The 22,682-nt window shown below is 72.3% G+C and carries 18 protein-coding genes; 9 read left to right on the top strand and 9 right to left on the bottom strand.

All coding sequences use genetic code 11. The features are described from left to right. Window positions 1–6: 6 nt before the first annotated feature. The 9 genes from ACZ7L9_RS20730 to ACZ7L9_RS20690 all read right to left on the bottom strand — a co-directional run bounded on the left by ACZ7L9_RS20730 (window position 7) and on the right by ACZ7L9_RS20690 (window position 11,501). Window positions 7–594: a GAF domain-containing protein gene (locus ACZ7L9_RS20730; RefSeq protein WP_471416768.1), complete on the bottom strand. Its 588-nt coding sequence runs from the start codon at window positions 592–594 to the stop codon at window positions 7–9. Then, window positions 591–1,151, bottom strand: coding sequence for a GTP-binding protein (locus ACZ7L9_RS20725; RefSeq protein WP_471416948.1), 561 nt, complete (start codon window positions 1,149–1,151; stop codon window positions 591–593). Before ACZ7L9_RS20725 ends, ACZ7L9_RS20730 begins: the two co-directional genes overlap by 4 nt. 229 nt (window positions 1,152–1,380) lie before the next feature. Continuing rightward, entirely contained in the window at window positions 1,381–1,752 is a 372-nt protein-coding gene (locus ACZ7L9_RS20720; protein WP_471416766.1) for a DUF742 domain-containing protein, read from the bottom strand. A gap of 2 nt (window positions 1,753–1,754) precedes the next feature. Beyond that, window positions 1,755–2,189, bottom strand: coding sequence for a roadblock/LC7 domain-containing protein (locus ACZ7L9_RS20715; RefSeq protein ID WP_471416764.1), 435 nt, complete (start codon window positions 2,187–2,189; stop codon window positions 1,755–1,757). Window positions 2,190–2,196: 7 nt separating this feature from the next. Next, window positions 2,197–4,152, bottom strand: coding sequence for a sensor histidine kinase (locus tag ACZ7L9_RS20710; RefSeq protein WP_471416762.1), 1,956 nt, complete (start codon window positions 4,150–4,152; stop codon window positions 2,197–2,199). Between the two features lie 409 nt (window positions 4,153–4,561). Then, entirely contained in the window at window positions 4,562–6,694 is a 2,133-nt protein-coding gene (locus tag ACZ7L9_RS20705) for an ATP-binding protein (protein ID WP_471416760.1), read from the bottom strand. Beyond that, entirely contained in the window at window positions 6,691–7,395 is a 705-nt protein-coding gene (locus ACZ7L9_RS20700; RefSeq protein WP_471416757.1) for a Pvc16 family protein, read from the bottom strand. The genes ACZ7L9_RS20705 and ACZ7L9_RS20700 overlap by 4 nt, the downstream gene beginning before the upstream one ends. Beyond that, window positions 7,392–10,571, bottom strand: a complete 3,180-nt coding sequence (locus ACZ7L9_RS20695; RefSeq protein ID WP_471416755.1) for a hypothetical protein — start codon at window positions 10,569–10,571, stop codon at window positions 7,392–7,394. Before ACZ7L9_RS20695 ends, ACZ7L9_RS20700 begins: the two co-directional genes overlap by 4 nt. A gap of 204 nt (window positions 10,572–10,775) precedes the next feature. Then, window positions 10,776–11,501 (bottom strand): helix-turn-helix transcriptional regulator, encoded by a 726-nt coding sequence (locus ACZ7L9_RS20690; RefSeq protein WP_471416753.1) that lies wholly within the window; start codon window positions 11,499–11,501, stop codon window positions 10,776–10,778. A 226-nt stretch (window positions 11,502–11,727) separates the two neighbouring features. On the opposite strand from ACZ7L9_RS20690, the gene ACZ7L9_RS20685 reads away from it, so the two are divergent. The 9 genes from ACZ7L9_RS20685 (at window position 11,728) to ACZ7L9_RS20645 (ending at window position 22,649) form a co-directional block, all read left to right on the top strand. Beyond that, window positions 11,728–13,032 carry a COG1470 family protein gene (locus ACZ7L9_RS20685; RefSeq protein ID WP_471416946.1) on the top strand — a complete coding sequence of 435 codons (1,305 nt, stop codon included), beginning with the start codon at window positions 11,728–11,730 and terminating at the stop codon, window positions 13,030–13,032. Between the two features lie 853 nt (window positions 13,033–13,885). After that, on the top strand, window positions 13,886–15,415 hold the full coding sequence (locus ACZ7L9_RS20680; protein ID WP_471416751.1) for a phage tail sheath family protein: 1,530 nt from the start codon (window positions 13,886–13,888) through the stop codon (window positions 15,413–15,415). Between the two features lie 39 nt (window positions 15,416–15,454). After that, window positions 15,455–15,895 (top strand): phage tail protein, encoded by a 441-nt coding sequence (locus ACZ7L9_RS20675; protein ID WP_351203218.1) that lies wholly within the window; start codon window positions 15,455–15,457, stop codon window positions 15,893–15,895. Beyond that, the gene (locus tag ACZ7L9_RS20670) at window positions 15,892–16,386 is read left to right on the top strand and encodes a hypothetical protein (protein ID WP_471416749.1); all 495 of its coding nucleotides are present in this window, start codon (window positions 15,892–15,894) and stop codon (window positions 16,384–16,386) included. Before ACZ7L9_RS20675 ends, ACZ7L9_RS20670 begins: the two co-directional genes overlap by 4 nt. Further along, on the top strand, window positions 16,383–16,541 hold the full coding sequence (locus ACZ7L9_RS20665) for a DUF6760 family protein (RefSeq protein ID WP_003966147.1): 159 nt from the start codon (window positions 16,383–16,385) through the stop codon (window positions 16,539–16,541). Before ACZ7L9_RS20670 ends, ACZ7L9_RS20665 begins: the two co-directional genes overlap by 4 nt. A 2,587-nt stretch (window positions 16,542–19,128) precedes the next feature. Beyond that, window positions 19,129–19,617, top strand: a complete 489-nt coding sequence (locus tag ACZ7L9_RS20660) for a hypothetical protein (RefSeq protein WP_471416747.1) — start codon at window positions 19,129–19,131, stop codon at window positions 19,615–19,617. A gap of 53 nt (window positions 19,618–19,670) precedes the next feature. After that, window positions 19,671–20,096 carry a phage tail protein gene (locus ACZ7L9_RS20655; RefSeq protein ID WP_471416745.1) on the top strand — a complete coding sequence of 142 codons (426 nt, stop codon included), beginning with the start codon at window positions 19,671–19,673 and terminating at the stop codon, window positions 20,094–20,096. A 67-nt stretch (window positions 20,097–20,163) separates the two neighbouring features. After that, window positions 20,164–20,886, top strand: coding sequence for a CIS tube protein (locus ACZ7L9_RS20650; RefSeq protein WP_471416743.1), 723 nt, complete (start codon window positions 20,164–20,166; stop codon window positions 20,884–20,886). Continuing rightward, window positions 20,883–22,649: a VgrG-related protein gene (locus ACZ7L9_RS20645; protein ID WP_471416741.1), complete on the top strand. Its 1,767-nt coding sequence runs from the start codon at window positions 20,883–20,885 to the stop codon at window positions 22,647–22,649. The genes ACZ7L9_RS20650 and ACZ7L9_RS20645 overlap by 4 nt, the downstream gene beginning before the upstream one ends. Window positions 22,650–22,682: the final 33 nt, after the last annotated feature.

Below are 22,682 nucleotides of genomic sequence, written 5' to 3'. Positions count from 1 at the left end.
CCGCGGTCAGCTGCCGATGGTGCTCCCCTCCCGCCGGTCGATGTGCCCGACCAGTTCAAGCGCCAAGGACTTGATCGTGTCGAGCCCCGCCCTGCCCCACGGGCGGGGCACGGTGTCGACCGCGCAGACGGCGCCCAGAGCGATGCCCGTGCGGTCGATGAGAGGCGCGCCGAGATAGGAGCGGATGCCTATGTCGTCCACCACCGGATTCCCCGCGAAGCGCGGGTAGTCGCAGACGTCCTCCAGGACGAGCGCCTTGCGCCGTACGACGACATGCGGGCAGTAGCCGCGGTCGAGGGCCACATACCGGCCGGCACGGCCACTGCCCGCGGCCGTGGCGCCCAGGTGGGAGCCGCTGTGCGTGCCGGCCGGGGTGTGCAGTCCGGCGAAGAACTGCCGGTTCCCGTCGATGAAGTTGACCATCGAGAAGGGCACGCCGGTCACTTCGGCGACCCGGTCGGCGAAGGCGTCGAAGTTGTCGAACGAGGCGTCGGCTCGTTCCCCCAGGCCCAGGGTCCGCAGCCGTTGGGTACGGACGAGGACATCGCGGTCGACGGGCGTGAGCAGCAGCCGTCCGGCGGCATGCCGGGTCACGTGTGGGCTCCGAAAGCGGTCAACGGGGCCGGGGCGGAGGTGACGTTGATCAGGTGCTGGACCAGTGTGACCAGGGTCCCGGTGCCGGAGCTGGCGATCCGGGCGTCGCAGAGCACGACCGGCACGTCCGGTCCCAGGTCGAGTGCGGCCCGTACCTCCTCGGGGGCGTAGCGGTAGGCGCCGTCGAACTCGTTCACCGCGACGATGAATCCGATGCCGCGCCGCTCGAAGAAGTCGACGGCGGCGAAGCACTCCGCGAGCCTGCGGGTATCCGCGATCACGACCGCTCCCAGCGCGCCCTGGGAGAGCTCGTCCCACATGAACCAGAAGCGTTCCTGGCCGGGCGTGCCGAACAGATAGAGCACATGCTGCTCGTCGAGGGTGATGCGGCCGAAGTCCATCGCCACGGTGGTGGAGGTCTTGGACTCGATGCCGTCGAGGCTGTCGGTCGCGGCGCTGACCTGGGTGAGCAGCTCTTCCGTGCTGAGCGGCGCGATTTCGCTGACCGCGCCGACGAAGGTCGTCTTGCCGACGCCGAACCCGCCTGCCACCAGCACCTTGAGCGCGACGGGAAAGCCTTCGGAGGCGTCGGACCCGGCGGAGTCATACCCGCCGCCTTCGTCATGGGAACCGCCGGAGCCGTACGCAGCGCCGGAGCCGCCATAGCCTTCCGGACAACCGTGGTTTCCATGGCTCCCGTGGCTTCCTGGGTCTCCATGGCTTCCGAGACCTCCGAAGCCTTCGGGGCGTGCGCTGTTCTGGTACGCGGCTGGGCTGCCGAAGCCGTCAGAGCTGTCGTCGTAAGCCATCGAGCACTGCCTCCAGCAGAGATCGGTCGGTGGGCATGTCATGGAAGGCGGGCGGGTGCGCGGTGACTGCTCCGCAGTCCACCAGGTCGGAGACGAGCACCTTGGTGACGACTGCGGGCAGCCGCAGATGGGCGGCGATCTCGGCCACCGAGGTGGGGCCGCCGCACAGCCCCAGCGCGACGGAGTGTTCCGGACCGAGGTGGACCTGTGGCTCGTTCCCCGTGGCCATCACCAGGGAGAGCAGATCGAGCACGGCCGTCGGACGGGTCCGGCCGTCACTCACGGTGTACGGGCGGACGAGCCGGCCGGCCGCGTCGTCGAGCAACGGCGCGTCCTGCGGAACCGACACCCTCACAGCCCCGTGGTGCTCGGGACCCCGGCCGCCTGTCTTGCCGGAGTCATCAGGTAGGGCCGGACGCTCCTGACCAGCATCGTCATCTCGTAGCCCAGCACCGCCGCGTCCGCCTCACGGCCGGCGAGAACGGCGAGGCAGGTGCCCGAGCCCGCGGTGGAGACGAACAACAGCGTCGAGTCGAGCTCGACGACCACCTGGCGTACGTCGCCGCTGTCACCGAAGCGCGCGCCGGCGCTGCGGCCGAGCGAGTACAGGCCGGCGGCCAGCGCCGCCATGTGGTCGGCGCTGTCGGCGTCCATGCCGTGGAGGGATTTCACCAGCCCGTCGGCGGAGAGAAGGACTGCGCTGCGTGTGTACGGGACGCGCTGGACCAGTCCGCTCAGCAGCCAGTCGAGGTCCGAGACCTGACCGGACGGCATATCGGTCGCCATGGTGCATCTACTCCTTCGAGGTGTTCGTTTCGAGGGGGTCGCTGGTCCCGGGCGCGTTCGTGTCCGGGACCTGGGCCTGGGCCTGGGGGTACGGGGCGACGGTTGCCGTGACTCCGCGTACCGGCAGCGGTTCGAGCGGGGCCCGGGGCTGCCGGGCCTGCGGGGCAGGCGCCGTTCCGGGGCTCGTGTCCGCCGCCTGGGCGGTGTCCGCCTCGGATTCGGTACGGGCCTCCGCGAGTTCGATGCCGCGTCGGAAGGCCGCCATGAGTCCCGGGTCGTGCAGGGCGTGTTCGTCCTCGCTGCGTGGGGCCGGTGCCTCCCTGAGCTGTGGGACGAGGTGCTCCTGGTTGGCCCGCCTCGGCAGTTGGGGCCGGCCCATGGTGCCGCGTACCACGCCGGGCTCCGGGTGAAGTGCCCCGGGTACGTCGTCGGTGCCCCGGTTCCCAGGACCGGCATCGGCCCGGGCGGGGCGGTCGAGGCGCTCCGCGCGCAGCGGGAGCGGTGGGGCTTCGCCCTGGCGTGCTGCCTGCTGGGCCGGCTGATGCAGGCGCAGCGGCTGGCTGGGGACGTAGGGCTGGCGGTTGGTGCTGGGCCGTGGACTCGGCGCGGGACCCAGGCCCCGGTCCGCGTTCGTCCTGCGGTGGCCGCCGGTGGCGTCCTCGACCGGTGGCCGATGCACGGGACCGGGGGGCGGTACCGGGGCCGCGTCGCCCCCGGCCGGAACGTCACCGTCCAGGCCCAGGAGGGACCGGGGGAGGACGAGTACGGCCTGCGTGCCGCCGTAGATGTTGCTCTGCAGCCGGACCGCGATGCCGTGCCGCCGGGCCAGTGACGCGACGACGAACAGGCCGATCCGGCCGTCCTGGAGCAGATCGGCCACGTTGACCTGGTCGGGGTCGGCGAGCAGGGCGTTCATCCGCTGCTGCTCGCTTCCGGGCATGCCGAGGCCCCGGTCCTCGACCTCCAGGGCCAGCCCTGCGGTGACCTGCTGGGCACGCAGCAGCACTTGGGTGTGCGGGGTTGAGAACACCGTGGCGTTCTCGACCAGTTCGGCCAGCAGATGGATCACATCGGCGACGGCGTGTCCGCGCAGTGTGCCGTCGATCGGCGGTACCAGTTTGACCCGCGGGTACTGCTCGACCTCGGCGATCGCCGAGCGCAGGACCTCGGTCATGGTGACGGGGTTGCTCCACTGCCGCCGGGAAACGGCGCCACCGAGCACCGCGAGATTCTCCGCGTGCCTGCGGATGCGGGTGGCGAGATGGTCGACGTGGAAAAGGCCCTTGAGCAGATCGGGGTCCTCGACCTCGTGCTCCAGCTCGTCGAGCAGCTGGATCTCGCGGTGGACGAGCGACTGGAGCCGGCGGGCGAGGTTGACGAAGACCTCGACCTTCTGGTCCTCGCCGGTGTGGTCGGAGAGACGGGACACCTGCACGACCGCGGCCACGGCGACTTCCTGATGGCGGCCGAGTTCCTGCGCGAGCAGCTCGAAGGCGTCGCTGCCGGGAACGGCGGGCGGCGCGGGCCGCCGTGCGGGCACGGGCTCGCCGTTACGGAGCTGTTCCACCACCCGGTGCAGTTCGGCCTGGCCGTGGGCGCTGGCGCGGCGGAGCGCCAGGCAGCGGCCGAAGACGGTGGTGGCGACGCGGTTGGCCGCGAGATACGCGGCCAGCACGGCGGCGAGGGCCAGCGCACCGGCCCCGCCCAGAGCGATCCACAGTTCGGTGGACGGCCGGGCTCCGGTGGAACGAACGGTGAAGACGACCGCTGCGGCTCCGCTCAGCGCCGCGGCGACGGCCGGCAGCACCGCGGCGCGCAGGAGTTGGGGGCTTATGCGCGCCTCGGGGGATGGCTGGGCGGCGCGCGGCCTGGCCGTGGCCGAGTGGGAACGGGCACCCGGTCGGCCGTGCCGTCCGCCCTCTCGGCGTTCCGGTCGCGCTTGGGGTGCGCGAAGTTGAGACATCAGTGTCCTCGGTACGTGGCGCACCAGGAATCGGCGTTCATGCGGTGGCACCTACGGTTTTGGTCAGGCTCGGTTCATCGGTCCGGCAGGCTCGCAAGACATGAGCCCACCGTTGATCGCCGGACACACACGGTAGTCGTCCATCACGCAGGTGCGACGGGCAGTTGTCGAACTTGCCCACCATTCGTCCCGCTTTGGCATGAGCTCCCGCACGAGAGACCGATTACGCCGCATTGACATCTGGTCGGCAGGCACCCGAACGGCCTACGGCAGCGACTTCTGAGCGCAGGGAACGGCTCGGCCCGTCCGGTCGTACCGGACGGGCCGAGCCGTCAGAATGTTCCGCATATTCCGCGGGTTCGGTTGTCCGCGTCCCCCACCGCGGCGAGGGTGCCCGCGGCTTGCCGTCCTATCCCCCGCCGCGTCCCTGCGCACGGTCCAGCCAAGGGCCGAACTCGCTCTCCATGACCAGCCGGCCGAGTTTGCGGTACTCCTGGAGCACGGCCGAGACGATCTGCTCCATACCGAGCGGTCCCCCCGATTCCGCCGCCTGATACGCGGCGGTCACCGCGCAGGCGCGGATCGATCCTCCTGCCAGCTCGAAGCGTCGCGCACAGAATTCCAGGTCGAGGTCCGCGTCGCGCGGGATCGCTGTCCCGAGGCAGCGGTCCCACAGGGCCAGTCGCTGCTGGGCGTCCGGCATGGGGAACTCCGCGATCACGTCGAGGCGGCGGGTGAAAGCCTCGTCGAGATTGGCCCGCAAGTTGGTGGTGAGCACCGCGATCCCGTCGAAGGATTCGATCCGCTGCAGCAGATAGGCCGACTCCACGTTGGCGTGGCGGTCCTGAGCGTCTTTGACCTGCGAACGCTTCCCGAAGATGGCGTCCGCCTCGTCGAACAGCAGGATGCCGTTGACTTCCGCCGCCTCGACAAAGATTCTTTCGAGGTTCTTCTCGGTCTCGCCGATGTACTTGTCCACCACGATGGACAGGTCCACGACGTAGAGGTCCATGCCGAGCTCCGAGGCCACCACTTCGGCGGACATGGTCTTCCCGGTGCCCGACTCGCCGGCGAACAACGCGATGACCCCTCGCCCCCGGCCTCCGCCGGGCCGCATCCGCCACTGGCCGAGCACCTGCTCGCGGTGGCGTGCGCGCAGGGCGAGTTCGGACAGCTGCCGGCGGGTCGCGGCGGGCAGGACGAGGTCGTCCCAGCCCACGGTCGGCTCGATGCGGCGGGCGAGCCGTTCGAGCCCCGCGCCGTTCTGGGCCCGGACCGCCCTGCGCAGGTCCATCGGGTCCACCGGACGCCCATGCGCGGCCGCCAGCCGGGAGGCGACGGTGGCGGCCCTGCGCAGTTGCTCGGAGTCGAGTCGGTAGGACGTGACGGCCGCCGCGAGTTCCCCGGCTGCCCGCACGTTCTCGGGAGACAGCCCGACCGCGGTGCCGGCCGCGGCGAGCGCCCGGCTCCACTGCCGCGCCGCGCCTGCGGGACCGGCGGGCAGGACACGGACCGGAACAGGGCTCTCCCTGCTCCAGCGGGGGTCCCAGTCCTTCTTCCCGTACGCGATCAGCGGCGTGCCGCTGACCGCCGCGCAGAGGCTGCCGAGCAGTCCGGCTCCCTCGGGGCGCTCGGGCGCGAGCCCTTCGATCGGCCCGAGGACGACACCGCCTCCGCTCAGCCGGGCCTCGGCCGCCAGGGTCCGGACGAGCTCCGCCGCTTGCGGGACGCCGACGAGCGCCGCGACGTCGACCAGCAGCGGGCGCCGTCCCGCGGCGAGCAACGCCCGCACGGCAAGTCCGCCGGGGTCGCCTCCCCGGTCCAGCAGATGCACCAGGCCGCTGCCCGTGCCCAGCGCCGCCGCGACCCGCGTTGCCTGGGGCTCCGGGTCCGGCTCGTCCTCGGGACCGGCCACCCGGACCAGTCCGCGCAGCCTCCCGTCGGGTTCGTCGTCGCCGAGCAGGTGGGCGGTGACCCGGTCCGGCACCCGCAGCACCCGTGAGAGCAGCGGACGGTCGGCCTCCAGGACCGTCAGCAGTCCGCCCGCGACCAGCGGGGCGGACGGCGAGAACCGGAAGCGGCCGGAGCTCGCGGCAGGCATTCCGCAGAGTTCGAGTGCCAGGCCGATGGTCGGCCTGCGCCGGTTGAGGTCGTCGTTGAGGTAGCCGTAGAGCCGCTCGAACCGGATGTCGATGTCCGGCGCCATCGCGACCATCAGCAGGTCGACGTCGAGCGGTGTCAGACCGAAGTCCTCGGCAAGCCGGCGGAGCCTGCTCCCGGACCGCGGATGCGGCGAAGGCTCGGACGCGTACTCCGGTACGGGCCCGAACGCGTCGCGGGCCGCCAGGATCCGTTCGGCCCCCTCGGGGGTGAGGTACTGCCCCCGGTAGGGATCGTCCGGTTGCGGGTCGGCGGCCCGCCGGACCGCGACGGCGTTCCTGACCCGCTGCTCGACGTGGATCAACCGCTCCCAGAGTTCCTCGACGGCCGTCGGGGCGTCGGGCAGTTCACGGGCGGTCCCGATGCCCTGTGCCGTGGTCATCGAGCCGCACTCCCGCGCCTGCGCCGACCGGGCGGCAATTGCCGTTCGCGTTCCGCGGCGAAGCCCTGCTCACCGGGATCGGACGCCCCGTCGTAGCGCAGCCGGCGCCCCGGGCCCGCCCCGTCGCCGTCCCGTGCGGGCGCGGCCCGCACCACCAGCCCTTCGGTGACCGGCGGGCCGGCGGACGTCCGTTCGCCTGCCAGCGGTGCCCGCACCCGCAGGTCGATCGCGGCCTTGAGCTCGCCGCCGAGCGCGGACCACACGTCGGCGGTGGCCTGCCGGTCGGTGCCCGAGCCCGCCGCCTCGATCTCCACGGTCAGCCCCAGTTCGGCGAGGCTGCCGGTGAGCATCCGGGCCGGCAGCACGTCCGATCGTACGAGGCAGCGCAACACCTCGGAGAGCAGCCGGTGTTCGTCCTGCGGACGGTTGGTCCAGGCGGTCACCAGGTAGGTCAGCTCGAACCAGCGCGGCGGGGTCCGCCAGCCGACCACCATTCCCCGGTCGTCGTGCTCGTCGGCGGTGCCCGTGCGGCGCCGGGTCGCGTCCTCGCGGATGCCGTGCAGGAAGACGCTGACCGTGGGTGCGTTGCGCCGAGCGGACCATTCCTTCGTCGGCGCGTCGAAGACCAGGTCTACACCGCTCTCCTGGAGACCCGCTTCGACCAGCAACAGCCGCAGTCCCTCGTCGACTTCGTGGATCACCGGCGCCCCACCTCGTCCGGCGGGACGATGGTGCCGCCGACCACCAGGAAGGATGTGGTGACCGGGCTGAACCCGGGTCCCGTGGCGGTGATGGTGCGCGGTCCCGTCCGGTCCTTCACCAGGATCAGCAGTTGCGCAATGAACGTACGGTCCGCGCGCGGGACGGTGGGCGGTGCGGTCGCCGTGATCCCCGGTTTCCAGGTGAGCCTCACCGGGGCCCCTGGCGGGAAGTCCTTGCCCCGCACGGAGGTGACGAACCCCGGTTTGCCGACGGCGGGCACCGCGACGATGCGGGGCTGGAGAATGCGCAGTGGGGTCCTGGCGACGTTGTCGCGGGTGTCGGCGTCGGTACCGGTCGTGGTCAGCGTGCCGGTGATGGTCGTCCTCAGTGCCCGGTCGGGCACGAGCACGACCCGGACCACCGTGGAGGCTCCCGGAGCCAGGTCGGGCAGCGTGCACACCCCGGACGTGCAGCCCGCCGGAAGCGGGCCCGCCGGGATGCGTGCGGGCAGGCCGAGCTTCAGCCGCAGGCCGGTGGCGAGGGCGTTCCGTCCGTTGCGCACGGTGTACGTCACCACCACCCGGCCGCCGACGAAGCCGGGGCTGGGCTGGGCCCGCACGGCGACGCCGGGTCCCGCCTCGGGCTCGGGCGGCAGGGGCGCCGGGGGCCGGGGCGGCGAGGTCGGGGGGGCCGGGGGCCGGGGCGGCGAGGTCGTTGGGGTCGGGGTGGGGGTGGGCGCCGCCGCGTCCCGGACCGGGACGACGGTCCCGGTGGCGTTGTCCGTGGGGTTCGGGTCCAGTACGGCGCCGGTGACCGACCAGCCGACCCGCTGATCCCCCGTGGTCACCCCGGTCAGCCGGACGGTGACGTCCACGCTCTCCCCGGGCCGGAGCACGCCCAGGTCGCACTGCGGCGACCCGGTGGAGCAGGACCCGGTCGGGGTGGTGATGTCCTCCAGGCGCACGCCGGACGGCGGGTCGACGGTGAACATGGTGCCGGGCGAGTGCGCGGGGCCCCGGTCGGTGACGGTGACCGTCACCGAAGCGGAGGACCCGACCTCCACCGCGGGTCCGGTGGGCGGCGCGGTCAGCGACAGGTCGACCGACTGCTGGAAGGCCGGCTCCTTCTGCCGCCCGGTCAGCCGCTCGCCGAACGGCGTCAGGGTGCCGGAGGAGAGGTCCAGCACGGACAGCTGCTCCGAGGAGCCCGGTCCCGACGCCCGGCGCGAACTCATCACCAGCCGCCCGCCGTCCGGCGACCAGGCCACGTCACGGGGCTGGAAGGGGCCGGTCGTTGAGGTGTCCGGGAGGTCCTGGTGGCAGGCGTCGGGGTTGTCGCGCTGGGCGGACGGGAGCACCACCCGGCACTCGTCACCGTTCACCGAGGTGACCACGATGCCGCCGCGCCCGCTGCCCTGGTCGTTGCCGCCGTCCTTCCGGTTGAAGGCGATGGTGGTGCCGTCGGGGGAGAAGGCGGGGCTGTCGTCTATCTTCTTGCACTCACCGGGGCAGATCGTGGCGCTGAGGTCCCGCTGCTGGTCGAGCGCGGCCATCGGCACGGTCCAGATGTGCTTGATGCCGCCCAGACCCCGGATCACATGGTTGCGGGTGAAGGCGAGGGTGGTGCCGTCCGGCGACCAGGCCGGCTGCGCGTCCTGCCCCGCCAGCTGCCCCGACGGTGGAACGACCTTGCCGGTGATCGCGCCCGTGGCGACGTCCGCGATGAGGATGCTGCTCGGTCCCGCTTTCTCGCCGACCCCGCCGGGCGAGGTCCTGGTGAACGCCAGCTTGGTGCCGTCCGGCGAGAACGCGGCGTCGGTGTCCCAATCACGGGGACCGCGTCCGGCGAGCGGCATCGCCTTCTCGTGGGTGCCGTCGGCGTCGGCCAGCCAGATCCGCTCGAAGCGTGCGTCTTCCGGACCCTCGAAGCGGGTCACGACGATGCGGCGGCCGTCCGGTGTGTAGCTCTGCCGCTCGGTCCACGGGTCGTACGGGGCCTGCGGGTTGAACAGCGGGTCCTTGTCGGGGTCGGTGTTGGTAGCGGCGTCGGGGTCCTCCCGCAGGATGAGGAGCCCGAGGTCTCGCGGGTCGGAACCGTCCTGCCGGACGTCCTGGAGCGTCACGTCGACCGCATCGCGCGGCGTTCGCCGGGTCACGATGACGGCCCCGGTGTCCAGGGGGCCGGTCCAGGTGGGCGCTTCGACCGCGCGGTCCTCGTCGAGTTCGATCGACGGCTCGGTCGGGTCGAAGGCGGTCGTCCGGTAGACACGGTCGTATTCGCACCCGCAGGGGGCTCCGGGGCCGAGGAAGAGCAGGCCCTTCCCGTCCGCCAGCCAGGCGGCCGAGCGGGCGCGCCAGCCGACATGGGCACCGGCGAGCAGCGGGCGATCGGTGCCGGGGCGGCCCTCGGTCACCCTCAGCTGCGGCTGCGCGCCGGCCTTCGCGGTGAGGGTGTACGCGACCTGGGCGCGGTGGGCGTCGTCGTCCACCGGATTCCACGCCGGTTCGGTCGCGTCACCGGCCTCTTCGTTGATGACCCTTGCCGAGCCGCCGGAGACGGCCCGTTCGTAGATGAGCCCGGTACCTCCGGGGCCGGAGTCGCAGGAGTACGCGATGCGCGTGCCGTCCGGGGAGAAGGTCGGGGAGGTCTCGTTGTTGCGAGTGTCCGTCAGCCGCCGCACGCCGGTGCCGTCGACGCCGACGGTCCACAGCTCGCGCTGGACCAAGCCGTCCGGCCCCCGCTCTGCGGAGTCGAACACCACGGTCCGTCCGTCCGGGGAGAGTTCGGGGTGCGCGGCGTCCCGGTCGCTGGTGAGCTTGCGTACCGCTCCGTCCGCCTCGCGCACGTACACCTGCGGCCGTGCACTGTCGCGCAGGCTGGTGAAGACCATCAAGTCGCCACGCACGAACGGGTCCTGGTCGTAGTGGGCCGGTCCGGTCCCGAACAGCGGCTCGGTGGTGGACGTATGGGTGACCCGGCCGAGGCTGCGGTGCTCGGTCCCGGCGTAGGTGATGCGCCCGCCGTCGACCGGGGCCTCGTCCGCCGCGGCGGCGAGTCTCGGAGCACCCTGCGGCGCGGATGCGGAGCCCGCCACCAGCAGCGGTGCCAACAGCACCACCGCGCCCGCCAGTCGGTGCAGCCGGGTTTGCCCCGCCGGGCCAGCAGTGCCGGTCACGGCCCACCTCACAGTCTGGTTGATGACGCTCCCCTCACCAGCATCCCGCTCGCCCGGGGCCGGGAACAGGCCCCGAGTACCCGGATTGGGGGAAGGAGCCGCTGCCCTTTGCGTCCGCCTCTCCGGCTCCCCTCTCCGGGAACACCGGCGTGCTCCCGTGCGGCGGCGTCGGCACGCCGTCCGCACGGGAGCACGAGTCAGGACTCAGATGAGTCCGTGCCGCATGGCGTAGCCGACGGCGTGCGCCCGGTTGCGCAGTTCGAGCCGCGTCGCCATCTCGTGCAGCACGTTCTTGACGGTGCGTTCGGAGTACGAGGTCTTCTGCGCGATCTCCGCCGTGCCGAAGCCCTCCGACACCAGCCGGATCATCTCCGCCTCCCGTGCCGTGAGGGTGGAGAGCGAGAGCCCCCGGGGGTCGAGGACCGCGCGCTGGAGGCTGCTGACGTGGTCGAGGAGCTTTCCGAGCAGATCGCCCGGAAGTACGCCTTCACCGTTGGCTATCGCCGTCACCAGGTGGACGAGACGGTCCTGGTCGGCCTCCCCGCGCCTGAGCACGGCGGCCACACCGCACTCGATCAGGGTCTGGAGCGCGCCCGATTCGAAGAAGCCGACAACGAGTCCGGTGCGGGTCGCGGTGTTGCGCTGGAGACGGGACAGGAGCCGGACGGTGGGCTCGTCCACCATGTCCACCACCACTAAGGAGACCTGGGCCCGGTCGGCCTCGGACTCCGCTGTCAGTTCTATCTCGGGACGCGGGCGCAACTGGTGGATCACGCCGGTCTGAAGGATCAGATCCTCCGCGTACACCGCTACGGAGACTCTGCCCAACGGGGCCTTCCTCGCGCTGCGCTGGGCGGAGCGTTCCGAAGCAGTGGACCTGCGGAACTGCCCGCGCGCCGCCGCTCCGTTCTTCACGTCTGTCGTCGTCATCGTTCTGTGCTCGTCTTCCTCATGTGCTGCTGCTCGAAATGCCGGTTGCCTTTCCCGTTCACGCCGGGTTCCGTCAGGGGGACCTGGCCCGGGAAAGGGGCTCGGGGACACCGTGCTGTTGGGCCGTCGGGGCACAAGCCCTGCCCGTTTGTTGCCCTCGCGTCCCTGCTGTGCCACCGTGTCCGCGGCTTAACGTCGCATCGTGACCACATCTGCCGAATTCGAAATGTCCACGGTGACGGTGTCGCCCGGCGCCGAGGCGACGACGGCCCTGACCGTGCGCAACGACGGCGACATCGTCGAGGCCTACACGCTCGAAGTGGTCGGCGACTGCGCCGCGTGGAGCACCGTGGAGCCGGCGCGTGTCTCGCTCTATCCGGGCACTTCCGAGGTGGTGACCGTGCGGCTCGCGCCGCCCCGCTCCCCCGAGGTCCGGGCCGGAGAGACGCCCCTGGGGGTACGTGTCCTGCCCGCGGAGCGTCCCGAGTCGGTAGCGGTCCCCGAGGCCGCGGTGGTCGTCGAGCCCTTCCACGAGCTCCGGGCCCACCTGGATCCCCGACGGCGCCGCGGCTGGCTGGGCGCCCGGTTCCGGACCTCGGTGCAGAACAGGGGGAACACCCCGGTCGACGTCGCGCTCACCGGAACGCAGGCCGGGGAGGAACTCCGTCTGGCCTTCTCTCCGGGCCAACGGCGCCTGGAACCGGGCGAGTCCGCCGAGATGGGCCTGCGGGTACGGGCCCGGAAGCTGATCTGGTTCGGCAAGCCGGCCACCTGGCCGTTCGAGGTCGAGGCCGCCGAGAGAGCCGAACGGCAGGCCGAGGGCGAGCAGCCCCGCGGGCCGGAGACGCTGTCCGGCGAGTTCGCGCAACTGCCGGTACTGCCCAAGTGGTTGCTGATCGTGCTGGCCGCGCTGCTCGCACTGCTGATCGCGTGGTTCGCGCTGGTCCGGCCCGCGGTGCGGAGCACCGCGAAACAGGCGGTGTCCGAGGCCGCGGAGAAGAAGAGGCCGGACAACGGTCAGCAGGGCGCGACTTCGGCCGGTGGCTCGGGCGATCCGGCCGGCGGTCAGGGGCAGGACGGCGGCCAGGGGACCCGTCCCGGCCCGTCCACCGGGCCCGGCGGATCCGGCTCGGGCGGTTCCGGCTCGACGACGGGCACGGGCGCCGGCGGCAACCAGCAGATGTCGGAGACGATCGACGTGCAGACCGGCGCCGGGGCCGAGAAGAAGGGGACGTACCTGGTGCCCAGGGGAAAGGTGTTCGGCGTCACGGACATCGTGGTGGCGAACTTCCAGGGCGACGAAGGGGTGCTGACCATCACGTTCGGGAACCGGAAAATCACCACCATCGCCCTCGAGACCTTCCGCAACCAGGACTATCACTGGGTCACCCCCATCCAGATTCCGGAGAACGCCGCGGTCACCGCTTCCGTGACATGCGACAAACCGGGCACTCCAGCTACCGGAACGCAAGCATCCGGATGCCACCAGGTACTCAATGTCAGCGGCATACTGAGCGACCTCGCACCGTAGACCAAAGCGCCGGGCCTCCCGCTCCCCCGGGCGGCACGAGAACAGCAGAAATTCCGGCCCGGGGAAACCCGGCTTGCCGGTGGTTGGCGAAACCCTTTCCCCGCACGCCCCGATGATGCGGACCCGCGACACCCCGCGAAACCGGCGGCGGGCGAAGAACGTCCGGTGTTCGTATGCCCGCCGCCCCCTCCCGCCGCCTTCCGGGCAGGGCATCGCACGGGCGCCGGTGCGGTCCGCCGGGCTCCTCCGACCGCGAGGGGCCGGTCGGTCGACCGATCGAGCGCGGCTCATTCTGGCCGATAGTGATCACCCCACGATCGGGCTCCGACCACGGGCCGTCCCGCCAGCCGTGGAGGCGGCGGGCATCGTCGGATGGCGCATGGCACGACGGAGGGGCGTTCGCATCGGGGCGTGTGCGGGCGCCATCGACAAAGGCGGCGATGTGCCGCAGCCGCGCTCGCGCGCCCACCGGGGATGACGGGACGGCCGTCGGCACGGACGTTCACGAACGGTTCCGGGAGCCCCGGCAGGGGCTGGCCTCGCATGCCTTCATTCACCGTCATTCACCGCGTCCGGGCATCCGCACTTCCGCCGACCAGAGCGCCGACGAACCGCCATACACCTTTCGTAACACCTGCGTTCATCGCGCGTTCGCCGAATGAACCAGAAGAGTTGCTTCGGGCCGGGCTCGGGAAGCCTGCCGCGAACGTCCGCGCGGGGAAGAATTCCCCGTCGCCCGGGTGCCTGGAAAGGCAGCGTCCTTGCCCCGTGTCCAGGACTCCGAGGCCTACTGCCCGTCGGGGCGGCCCGACAAGACTGGGCGTCGACCGGATGACCACCCGAAGGAGCGAGCATGCCGTCGTACCTCACCCCCGGTGTATACGTGGAGGAGGTGCAGTCCGGAGCACGGCCCATCGAGGGCGTCGGCACGGCGGTCGCAGCCTTCGTCGGTTTCGCGGAGACCGGCCCCTTCCACCGGCCGACGCTGGTGACCAGCTGGGACCAGTACGTCCAGACCTTCGGCACCTACGCGCCCGACACATACCTGACGCTCGCGGTCCACGGATACTTCGCCAACGGCGGCGGCGCGGTCTACGTCGTGCGCGTGGGCGGCCCCGCGCAGGACTCGGTGGACGGATCCGTCACCGTGGCGGCTCCGTCCGCCGCTCTCGGGGGCTTCCTGGTGTCCGCACGGCCCGGTACGGGTGGCGACCTCTCGGTGGAGGTCGCCGACGCCGAGGGGGAGAAGCCTCCGGAGGACAGGTTCCGGCTGCTGGTGCGGCAGGCCGGCAAGGTGGTGGAGACCTTCGACGTCTCCACCCGCAAGAGCGTCAAGGGCTACCTGGTCACCCAGGCCCGCCAGTCCAAGCTGGTCGATGTCGTCGAGCAGCCCGGCACGGCCCAGAGCCGCCCCGAGAACCAGATCGTCCCACTCTCACCCGCCGCTGCCGGCCCGGGGGCCGGTGCCGCGCGCATCGACCCGGCCGAGTTCGTCGGGGACGCCTCGGAGCGCACGGGGCTCGCGGGGCTCGAAGCGATCGACGAGATCACCATGGTCGCCGTTCCGGACCTGATGAGTGCCCACCAGCGCGGGGACATCGACGCCGAGGGCGTCAAGACCGTCCAGCTTGCGCTGATCTCGCACTGCGAGCAGATGGGCGACCGGGTCGCCGTGCTGGACACTCCGCCGGGCATGGGCGCGCAGCGGGTCCGTACCTGGCGCAACGACGACACCGGATTCGATTCGCGCTACGCGACCGTGTACTACCCGTGGATCAACGTCTTCGACCCGGCGGCCGGCCGCAACTCCCTGATGCCGCCGAGCGGTCACGTCGCCGGCGTGTGGGCGCGCAGCGACGGCGAGCGCGGCGTGCACAAGGCCCCCGCCAACGAGGTCATCCGCGGCGCGCTGGACCTGGAGATCCGTCTCAGCAAGGGCGAGCAGGACCTGCTGAACCCGATCGGCGTCAACTGCGTGCGCGCCTTCCCCGGCCGCGGCATCCGGATCTGGGGCGCCCGCACGCTCTCGTCCGACCCCGCCTGGCGCTACCTCAATGTGCGCCGTCTCTTCAACTACCTGGAGGAGTCGATCCTCCTGGGCACCCAGTGGGTGGTGTTCGAACCGAACGACGACCGCCTGTGGTCGAGCATCCGGCGCAACGTGACCGCCTTCCTCACCGAGGAATGGCGCCGGGGCGCTCTCTTCGGCCGCACGGCCGAGGAAGCGTTCTACGTCAAGTGCGACCGCGAAAACAATCCGCAGGAGTCGATCGACCTCGGCCAGGTCGTGTGCGAGATCGGCGTGGCGCCGGTGAAGCCCGCGGAGTTCGTGGTCTTCCGCCTCGCGCAGTTCTCCGACAGCACCAGCCTCGTCAACGAGTGACCCGGCAGGGTCCGCAAACGGAACAGGTGACACAGAGTCATGGCAGAGGGCGACGCTCTTTCCACCCACGTCTTCGGCGTGCAGCTCGGCGGCTATCTCGTCGAGTCGATCCAGGAGGTCAGCGGTCTGACCGTCGAGGAGGAAGTCGTCGAGGTCCGTCAGGTGACCGCCGAGGGCAAGCAGATCATCCGCAAGCAGCCCGGCGCCCGCCAGGCGGGTGAGGTGACGATCACCCGCGGGATCGACAAGAGCAGCGAGTTCACCAACTGGATCAAGGAGACCCTCAACAAGGGGGCCGTCGACACCGCGCGCCAGAACCTCACCATCGAGATCAAGGACTCGAAGGGCGACACGGTCCGGCGCATCCAGCTGATGCAGGGCTGGGCCAGCAAGTGGGAGGGCCCGTCGCTGAAGGCCGGCGAGTCCAGCGCGGCCACCGAGACGGTCACCATCACCTTCGAGGAGATCGTGGTCGAATGAGGCGCAGGACCGTTACGTCGGGCGGACTCGACGAAGTCCTCGCCCCCCTCGCGCCCGCCCCGTCCGCCGCACGCGAGGAGGCCTCCGCGCCGCCTGCTGCGCGCGAACGGGAACGCCAGGACCTGCGGACGGAGTTCGAGTTCGAGCTGCCGCGCGGTTACGTCGACGACGAGGGCCAGGTGCACCGACAGGGCTCGATGCGGCTCGCGACGGCACGGGACGAGCTGCGCCCGCAGATCGACCTGCGGGTGAAGGAGAACCCGGCGTACCTGAGCGTGGTTCTGCTGAGCCAGGTGATCACCCGGCTCGGCACCATCACCGATGTGCACGCCGGGGTGGTCGAGCGGATGTACGCCACCGACGTGGCGTTCCTGCAGGACTTCTACCGGCGGATCAACAGCGAGGGCCACACGCACGCCGCGGTGACGTGTCCCTTGTGCCACGGCTCGTTCGAGGTGGATCTCTCGGGTGGGCGCCTGGGGGAATCGTGACGTACGCGCTTCCCCGCCTGCGGGAGGAGATCGCGTACGTCGCCTACCACTTCCATTGGCAGCGTGAGGACATTCTCGATCTCACCCACGGCGAGCGTCAGCAGTGGGTCCGGGAGATAGCGCGGATCAACACCCGCGTCAACGAAGGCGGGTGATCGTATGGGGTTCGGCAACTGGTTCCGCCGAGCGGACCGGATGCGGTCCGACGCCCCCTCCCGGGGCGGGGACGAAGCCGGTGCCGGGCCGGCGACCGGGACCGACTCGGGCGCCGACCGGACCGATCGGCGGGACGGTGACTGGGACGGCGGCTGGCGGCAGGTCGCGCCGCCGGCGGTGACCGTTGCCCGGTCCTCGATCGGGGTGAGTGACGGGCTGCGGTTCAGGTCCGGCCTCGCCTCGTGGCAGAACGTCGCGTTCGGCGGCGATCTCGGCCATGCCGTGATGCCGTCCGCGCCGGTGGGCCTCATCCGCGGGGTCACCCGCCCCGCGGGCGCGCGTGCGGTGTCCGCCGGTGGACCGCTGCTCCTGCGCGCCGCCCGGCCCGGTGCGGACGGGAGCGCCGAACCCGCGGCGGGCGGCTCGGTCGGCCGGGGAGCCACCGGTGGGAGGCAGGGCCCGGCGGCCGTCCAGCGGTCGAACGCTCCGGTGCCTCCCGCCTCCTCCGGTCGGGGGACACCGGGACGGGCTGCCCTCGGGAGCGGCGCAACCGCCCCCGAGGCCACGTCGGGGACACCCCCGACGAAGAGTGCGGCATCGGCCGAAGGCCCGGAACCTGCTCCGGCATCGGCATCGGCATCGGCATCGCAGCGTGCCGAGGGCGCCGTACCGGCACCGGCCGCACCCCGGCGCACCCGGCCCGCTGCGGTGCGCCCCCGGCGGACCGCTCCGCCGCTGATCGTCGCCCGGCGCCCGGGGCTGCCGCTGCGGCACATCACCGGAATTCCGCCGGCCACGGGATCCGCACCGTCCGCCCCCGTCACCGGCGACGGCGCCGTGCGGCGGATCACGTCCGATCGGCCGGGCGGCCCCGGCGCGGATGCCACCGCCCCCGCTCCCGACACCCTGCCAGCACCGGCACCGGACAGCTCCGCCGGACCTCCCGACGTCACGACGGTGCGGCCCGCCCTGGGCAAGCCGCTGCGGGAACTGCCCTCCGGGGCCGTGCCCGCCGACCCGGCGGGGCGGCGCGGGGTCGTACCCTCCGGCCCGCCGGGGCAGCGCGAACCGGGCATGCCCGTACTCCAGCGGCAGACATCGGCGGCACCAGACCCGGTGACCGCACGTCCGCCGGAGGCGACGTCACCGTCCGCGCGCCCGCAGCCGTCCCTGCGTCCCGGCGCCGCGGAGCCGCCCCGGTCGTCCCCGCCCCTCCAGTCGGCACCGGCTCCGGGACGGGCTTCGTCCTCCGGGCCAAAACAGCCTCGGAAGCCCGCCGGGCACGAGCCGTCGAAACCCTCGGAGCCTGTCGGGGCGTCGGCGCCGCCACCGCCCGACAGGGCCGGCTCGCCGAGGCGTACCCGCGGCGGGATCGGCGCCCCGCTCCCCTCGCTCCCCTCGACGGCCAGGCTCCGGGACGACGCTCCCCTGCTCGGTGACCGCCGTCGGACGCACCCGGGAGCCATGGGCCCCGGGCAGGGCACGACGCCGGCGCGTGAGCCCTCGGCTCCCCCGCCGTCCGCACCGGCCGGGCCCGTACGGACACCGACGCGGCCGGACGGGCCTGCCGGGATGCCGGTGCTCTCGTCCCCCGCGTCCGGATCCCCCGCCTCGGCCGCACCGGGCCCCGCGGCCGTCCAGCGCGCGGTGGACGCCCGTACGCCCACGACCGCACCCGCCACTGGATCCTCTCCCTCCGCGTCCTCGGCTCCTTCGGCTCCCTCGGCTCCGGTACGTGTCCGGAGGGTCGCTCCGGAGCGGGCGCCGGCAGGCGCGTACGGACCCTCCGGCGGTGCCGGAGGACAGGCACCTGCCGTCCAGCGGTCGCGTGCCCTGCTCCCGAGCAGGTCGCTGAAGGTCAGCACCGGCTCGGCCGAGGGCTTCTCGGCTCCGGCGGCGACGGCGGGCGGCGGCACGGCCCGGCCGGTCGTGGCAGCCACGTGGCGTCGTGACGTACCGCAGCCGGGGGCCGCCGTGTCGCCACCAGGGCGCGGGAGTGCGTCGCCCGGACAGCACCGGCCGTCATCCGGTACATCACCCCTGCCGACGGCCCCTCACCCGCACACCGAGCCCGCCGCACCCGCCCCGCCGCACCGGTTCCGGGTGGACGGCCGGGCAGCGGTGCCCGAACGGCCGGCGCGCGCGGGACGAACACCCGAAGGGCCGGGACTCGGCGGGACCGTCCAGCGCTCGGTCTCCGGAAACCTCGGGCCCGCGGCCCCTCGGAGCGGGGCACCGTCGGGCCGGACGACGTCCGGTGGTCCCGCTCGCCTCGCACCGGACGACGCCGGGGCGAGGACCGCGACCGGTACCGGCCGGACGGGTCGCGGGCCGTCGGCCGGCGGCTCCCTCCTGCGGCTCGTGCAGCGTTCGGCGCGTGGTGGGCCGACCACGCCGTCCCGGCTCGACGCCCACCCGCCGGCGCAGGATCACGGGGAATCCCGCCCGGCCCGCGTCCTCGCTCCGCCGTCCCCCGCACCGGCCCTCCCGTACGCGTCACCGTCCTCCCCCGGAGCGTCCGTACCGCATGCGTCAGCGTCCCCCTCCGGGGCGTCCGCGCCGTCCGCCGCTCGGCCGGTTCCGGTGGTGCGCCCGCATCCACCCGCGACGGCCGGGCCGGGACCGGCCGCCCTGGCGGTGCAGCGGATGGCGATGCCGGTGGGACCCGAATCCGCCGGACCCGCGATCACCGGTCCGGCGCCCGGAGACGGCGCCGTGCCGGGCGGAGCGCCGGCCCTCTCGGTGCGGGTGCCGCAGCCGCCGCGTCCCGCCCCCGGTCCGGCCGCCGGGGCGGGCGGTCCGGGACCCACGGCCCGGGCCGTGCAGCGCGCGGCGGCCGAAGCCGGGATCACCGGCGTTCCGGTCAGGGCGGCCCCGGTGAAGCCCGCCGGTTCGTCGGCGAGGACCGGATCGGCCGGCCCGCCCGATTCGGCGGCTCCGGCCGCTCACCGGGTGACCGGCGCGGAGATCGAGGAACTGGCACGTCGCCTCCTCGATCCGGTGAGCCGACTGATCCGAGCGGACCTGCGCCGGGGCCGGGAGCGCGCCGGCCGGTTGTACGACGGCCGTCGCTGACCACGGTCCCGCCCGGCAACGCACTGGGAAACAGCAGAGAAGAAGAAAAGCACATGACGGACAACATCTTCGCAACGAGCGTGTTCTTCAAGCTGGTGATCGGAGGCAACGACCTGGGTGCCTTCCACACCTGCTCGGGCCTGGGTGCCGAGGTGGAGCTGGAGCAGTACGCCGAGGGCGGCAACAACGGCTTCACCTGGCAGTTGCCGGGGCGGATTACGTGGACCAACATCACGCTGACCCGCCCGGTGACCGTCGACACGCTCAAGATCGCACGGTGGCTGAACGACACGATCCAGCGGGTCGAGCGCAAGGACGGCGAGATCGTCGCGCTCCGTCCCGACCTCAGCCGCATCATCAGCTGGCAGGTACAGGGCATCGTGCCGGTGCGCTGGCAGGGCCCCTCCTTCGATCCCGCCAGCTCCCAGCCGGCGATCGAGACGCTGGAGATCGCGCACGAGGGCCTGGAGCCCTCCTGAGCGTTCATCGGTTTGCCTGCGGACACCCGCAGTTCGTCACACGTGAAGTCCCGGAAGGAGGAACGCGATGTCACCCGTTGCCCGCACGAGTCGTGCTCGCGCCCAGCTGACCATCATGGAGCCACCAGCGGAGGTCGGCGCCAAGCCGGGCGGGAGGATCGCCCAGCTCACGTTGCAGTTCAACCCGGCGCAGCTGTCGCTGAACAAGAGCACCGAGTGGCGGCGCACGCCGTCCCGGATGGCCGAGCAGTCCGCGCTGCCCGAGTTCGTGGGCAGTGGCCCCCGGACCCTGTCCATGGAGGTCTTCCTCGACGCCACGGCCACCCACGACAACTCGGTGGAGAAGGCAGTGGAGCAGCTGATGCTGGCGTGTGCGCCCACCCCGAACAGCCTGGCCCGCAAGACGCCGGCCAGCCCCTGGGTGCGCTTCGACTGGGGCACGTCCCGGACGACCTCGTTCGACGGTGTGATGTCCAGCCTGTCCGTCTCGTACACCCTCTTCGACGTCGACGGGAAGCCGCTGCGCGCCACATGTTCCCTCTCGATCGAGGAGGCGAGCGGCGAGACACCCGGCCAGAACCCGACATCGGGCTCGCGGGAGGCGCGGCGTACCCATCGGGTCGTCGTCGGTGACAGTCTGCCGCTGCTCGCCTGGCGGGAGTACGGCGACGCCACCGCGTGGCGCACGATCGCGCACGCCAACGACATCGACGACCCGATGCAGTTGGCCCCCGGCAGGGAGCTGGTCGTACCCGGCCTGGAGACCCCGACTGCGGACGGCGGCCGGTGACCGCCCCCGGCCGCTCCTTCGCCGCCGATCCGATCGTCGAGGCCCCCGGTGAGCTGCCCCCTGCCTGGGCGGCCCAGTTGGTGAGCTGCGTGGTCGACGAAAACGTCGGCCTGCCGGACACCGCCGTGCTGACGTACCGGGATCCCGACCACAAGCTGCTCACCGCCACCGGGCTCACCATCGGCACCCCGCTGAAGATATCCGTGGTCACCGTGCAGGAACGGGTGCGCGAGCGGCTGTTCACCGGCGAGATCACGGCAGTCGAGCTGGACAGCGACACCACTGGTTCGTTCACCGTCGTGCGGGCCTTCTCCAAAGCCCACCGGCTGCAGCGCGGGCGGAAGGTGGTGGCCTACCGCAACATGAGGGCCGCGGACATCGTCCGCAAGGTCGCCGCGGGCGCCGGGCTCGCCTGCGGAACCATCGAGGCCGCGCCCGTCACGTACCGGCAGCTCACCCAGCCCAACGTCTCCGACTGGGAGTTCCTCCAGTACCTCGCGGGTGAGAGCGGCGCACACGTACGGGTGGACGACCAGGGCCTGTTGCAGTTCGTGAGGCCGAAACCCGCCACGTCGGCACCCTCACCCGACACCTCCGCCGCCCGGAACCCGATGGTTCTCGAGTACGGGCGCAATCTGCTGGCCCTGCGGGCCGTGCTGACCGGTGCGGACGGGGCGGACAACGTGGAGGTGCGCGGCTGGGACGTCGAGACCAAGACGCGGCTGGTGGCCCGTGAGCAGTCCGTGCGCAGCAACACGGTGTCGCCCGGTATGAGTCCGTCGCGGGCGGCCGGCGCGTTCGGGTCGGACACCCGGCTGACGGTCGCCGACACCCCGTACCGGACCCAGGCCGAGGCCACGGCCGTCGCCGGTTCCCTGGCCGCATCGGTGAGCTCCGGTTTCGGGGAGATCGAGGCGGTCACCGAGGGGAACCCCCATCTGCGGGCCGGTGAGCCGGTGGCGCTCGGCAACGTCGGGCCCGCGTTCTCCGGCCGCTACACGGCGACCGCCGCGCACCACGTCCTGGAGCCGAACGGCGGCTACCGCACGACCGTGCTGGTGAGCGCCGCGCCCGACCGCTCCCTGGCGGGACTGGCCGGTGGCACGAACGCGCCCTCGCGCGGTCAGCGCTTGCCGGGACTCGCGATCGGCGTGGTCACCGACATCCGTGAGGGCAGGGACGAACGGGGCCGGGTCCGGCTGAAGTTCCCCTGGCTCGACGACACCTATGTGTCCGACTGGGTCCGTACGGTGCAGTGGGGCGGCCAGGGCGGCGGCGGTGTGTTCAGTCCCGAGGTCAACGACGAGGTGCTGGTCGGATTCGAGCAGGGCCTGCTGGACAGCCCCTATGTGCTGGGCGGCCTCTACAACGGGGTCGACAAGCCGTCGCCCCACGACGTACCGCTGGTCGACCCCACCAGCGGCAGGGTCAACCGCCGTTCGCTGGTGTCCCGTTCCGGGCACCGGCTGGAACTGCTGGACAGCCCGCACGGACCGTCCGGCGTCCGGCTGGCCAGCGGTGACAAGCGGCTCGATGTCACGCTGGACGAGCGGCGGGACGAGATCGCACTGAAGGTGTTCGCCCCCGGCGGCACCCGGGTGCTGAGCTCCGTGACCCTTTCCGCGTCCGGCATCACGCTCGACGCCGGTACGGGTGAGGTGAACGTGAAGGGGAGCTCGGTGACCGTCAACGGCAGGACGGGGGTCACCGTCGACGGCGGACTGCTCGCCGTCCTCAAGGCCAAGCTCATCCGGATCAACTGACGCCCGCACACCGCCCGTACGGCAGCCGAAGTC

The sequence above is a fragment of the Streptomyces sp. NPDC111516 genome (assembly GCF_055635345.1).
The sequence above is the reverse complement of the archived record's forward strand: the minus strand, read 5'-3'. Positions and strand labels throughout refer to the sequence as shown.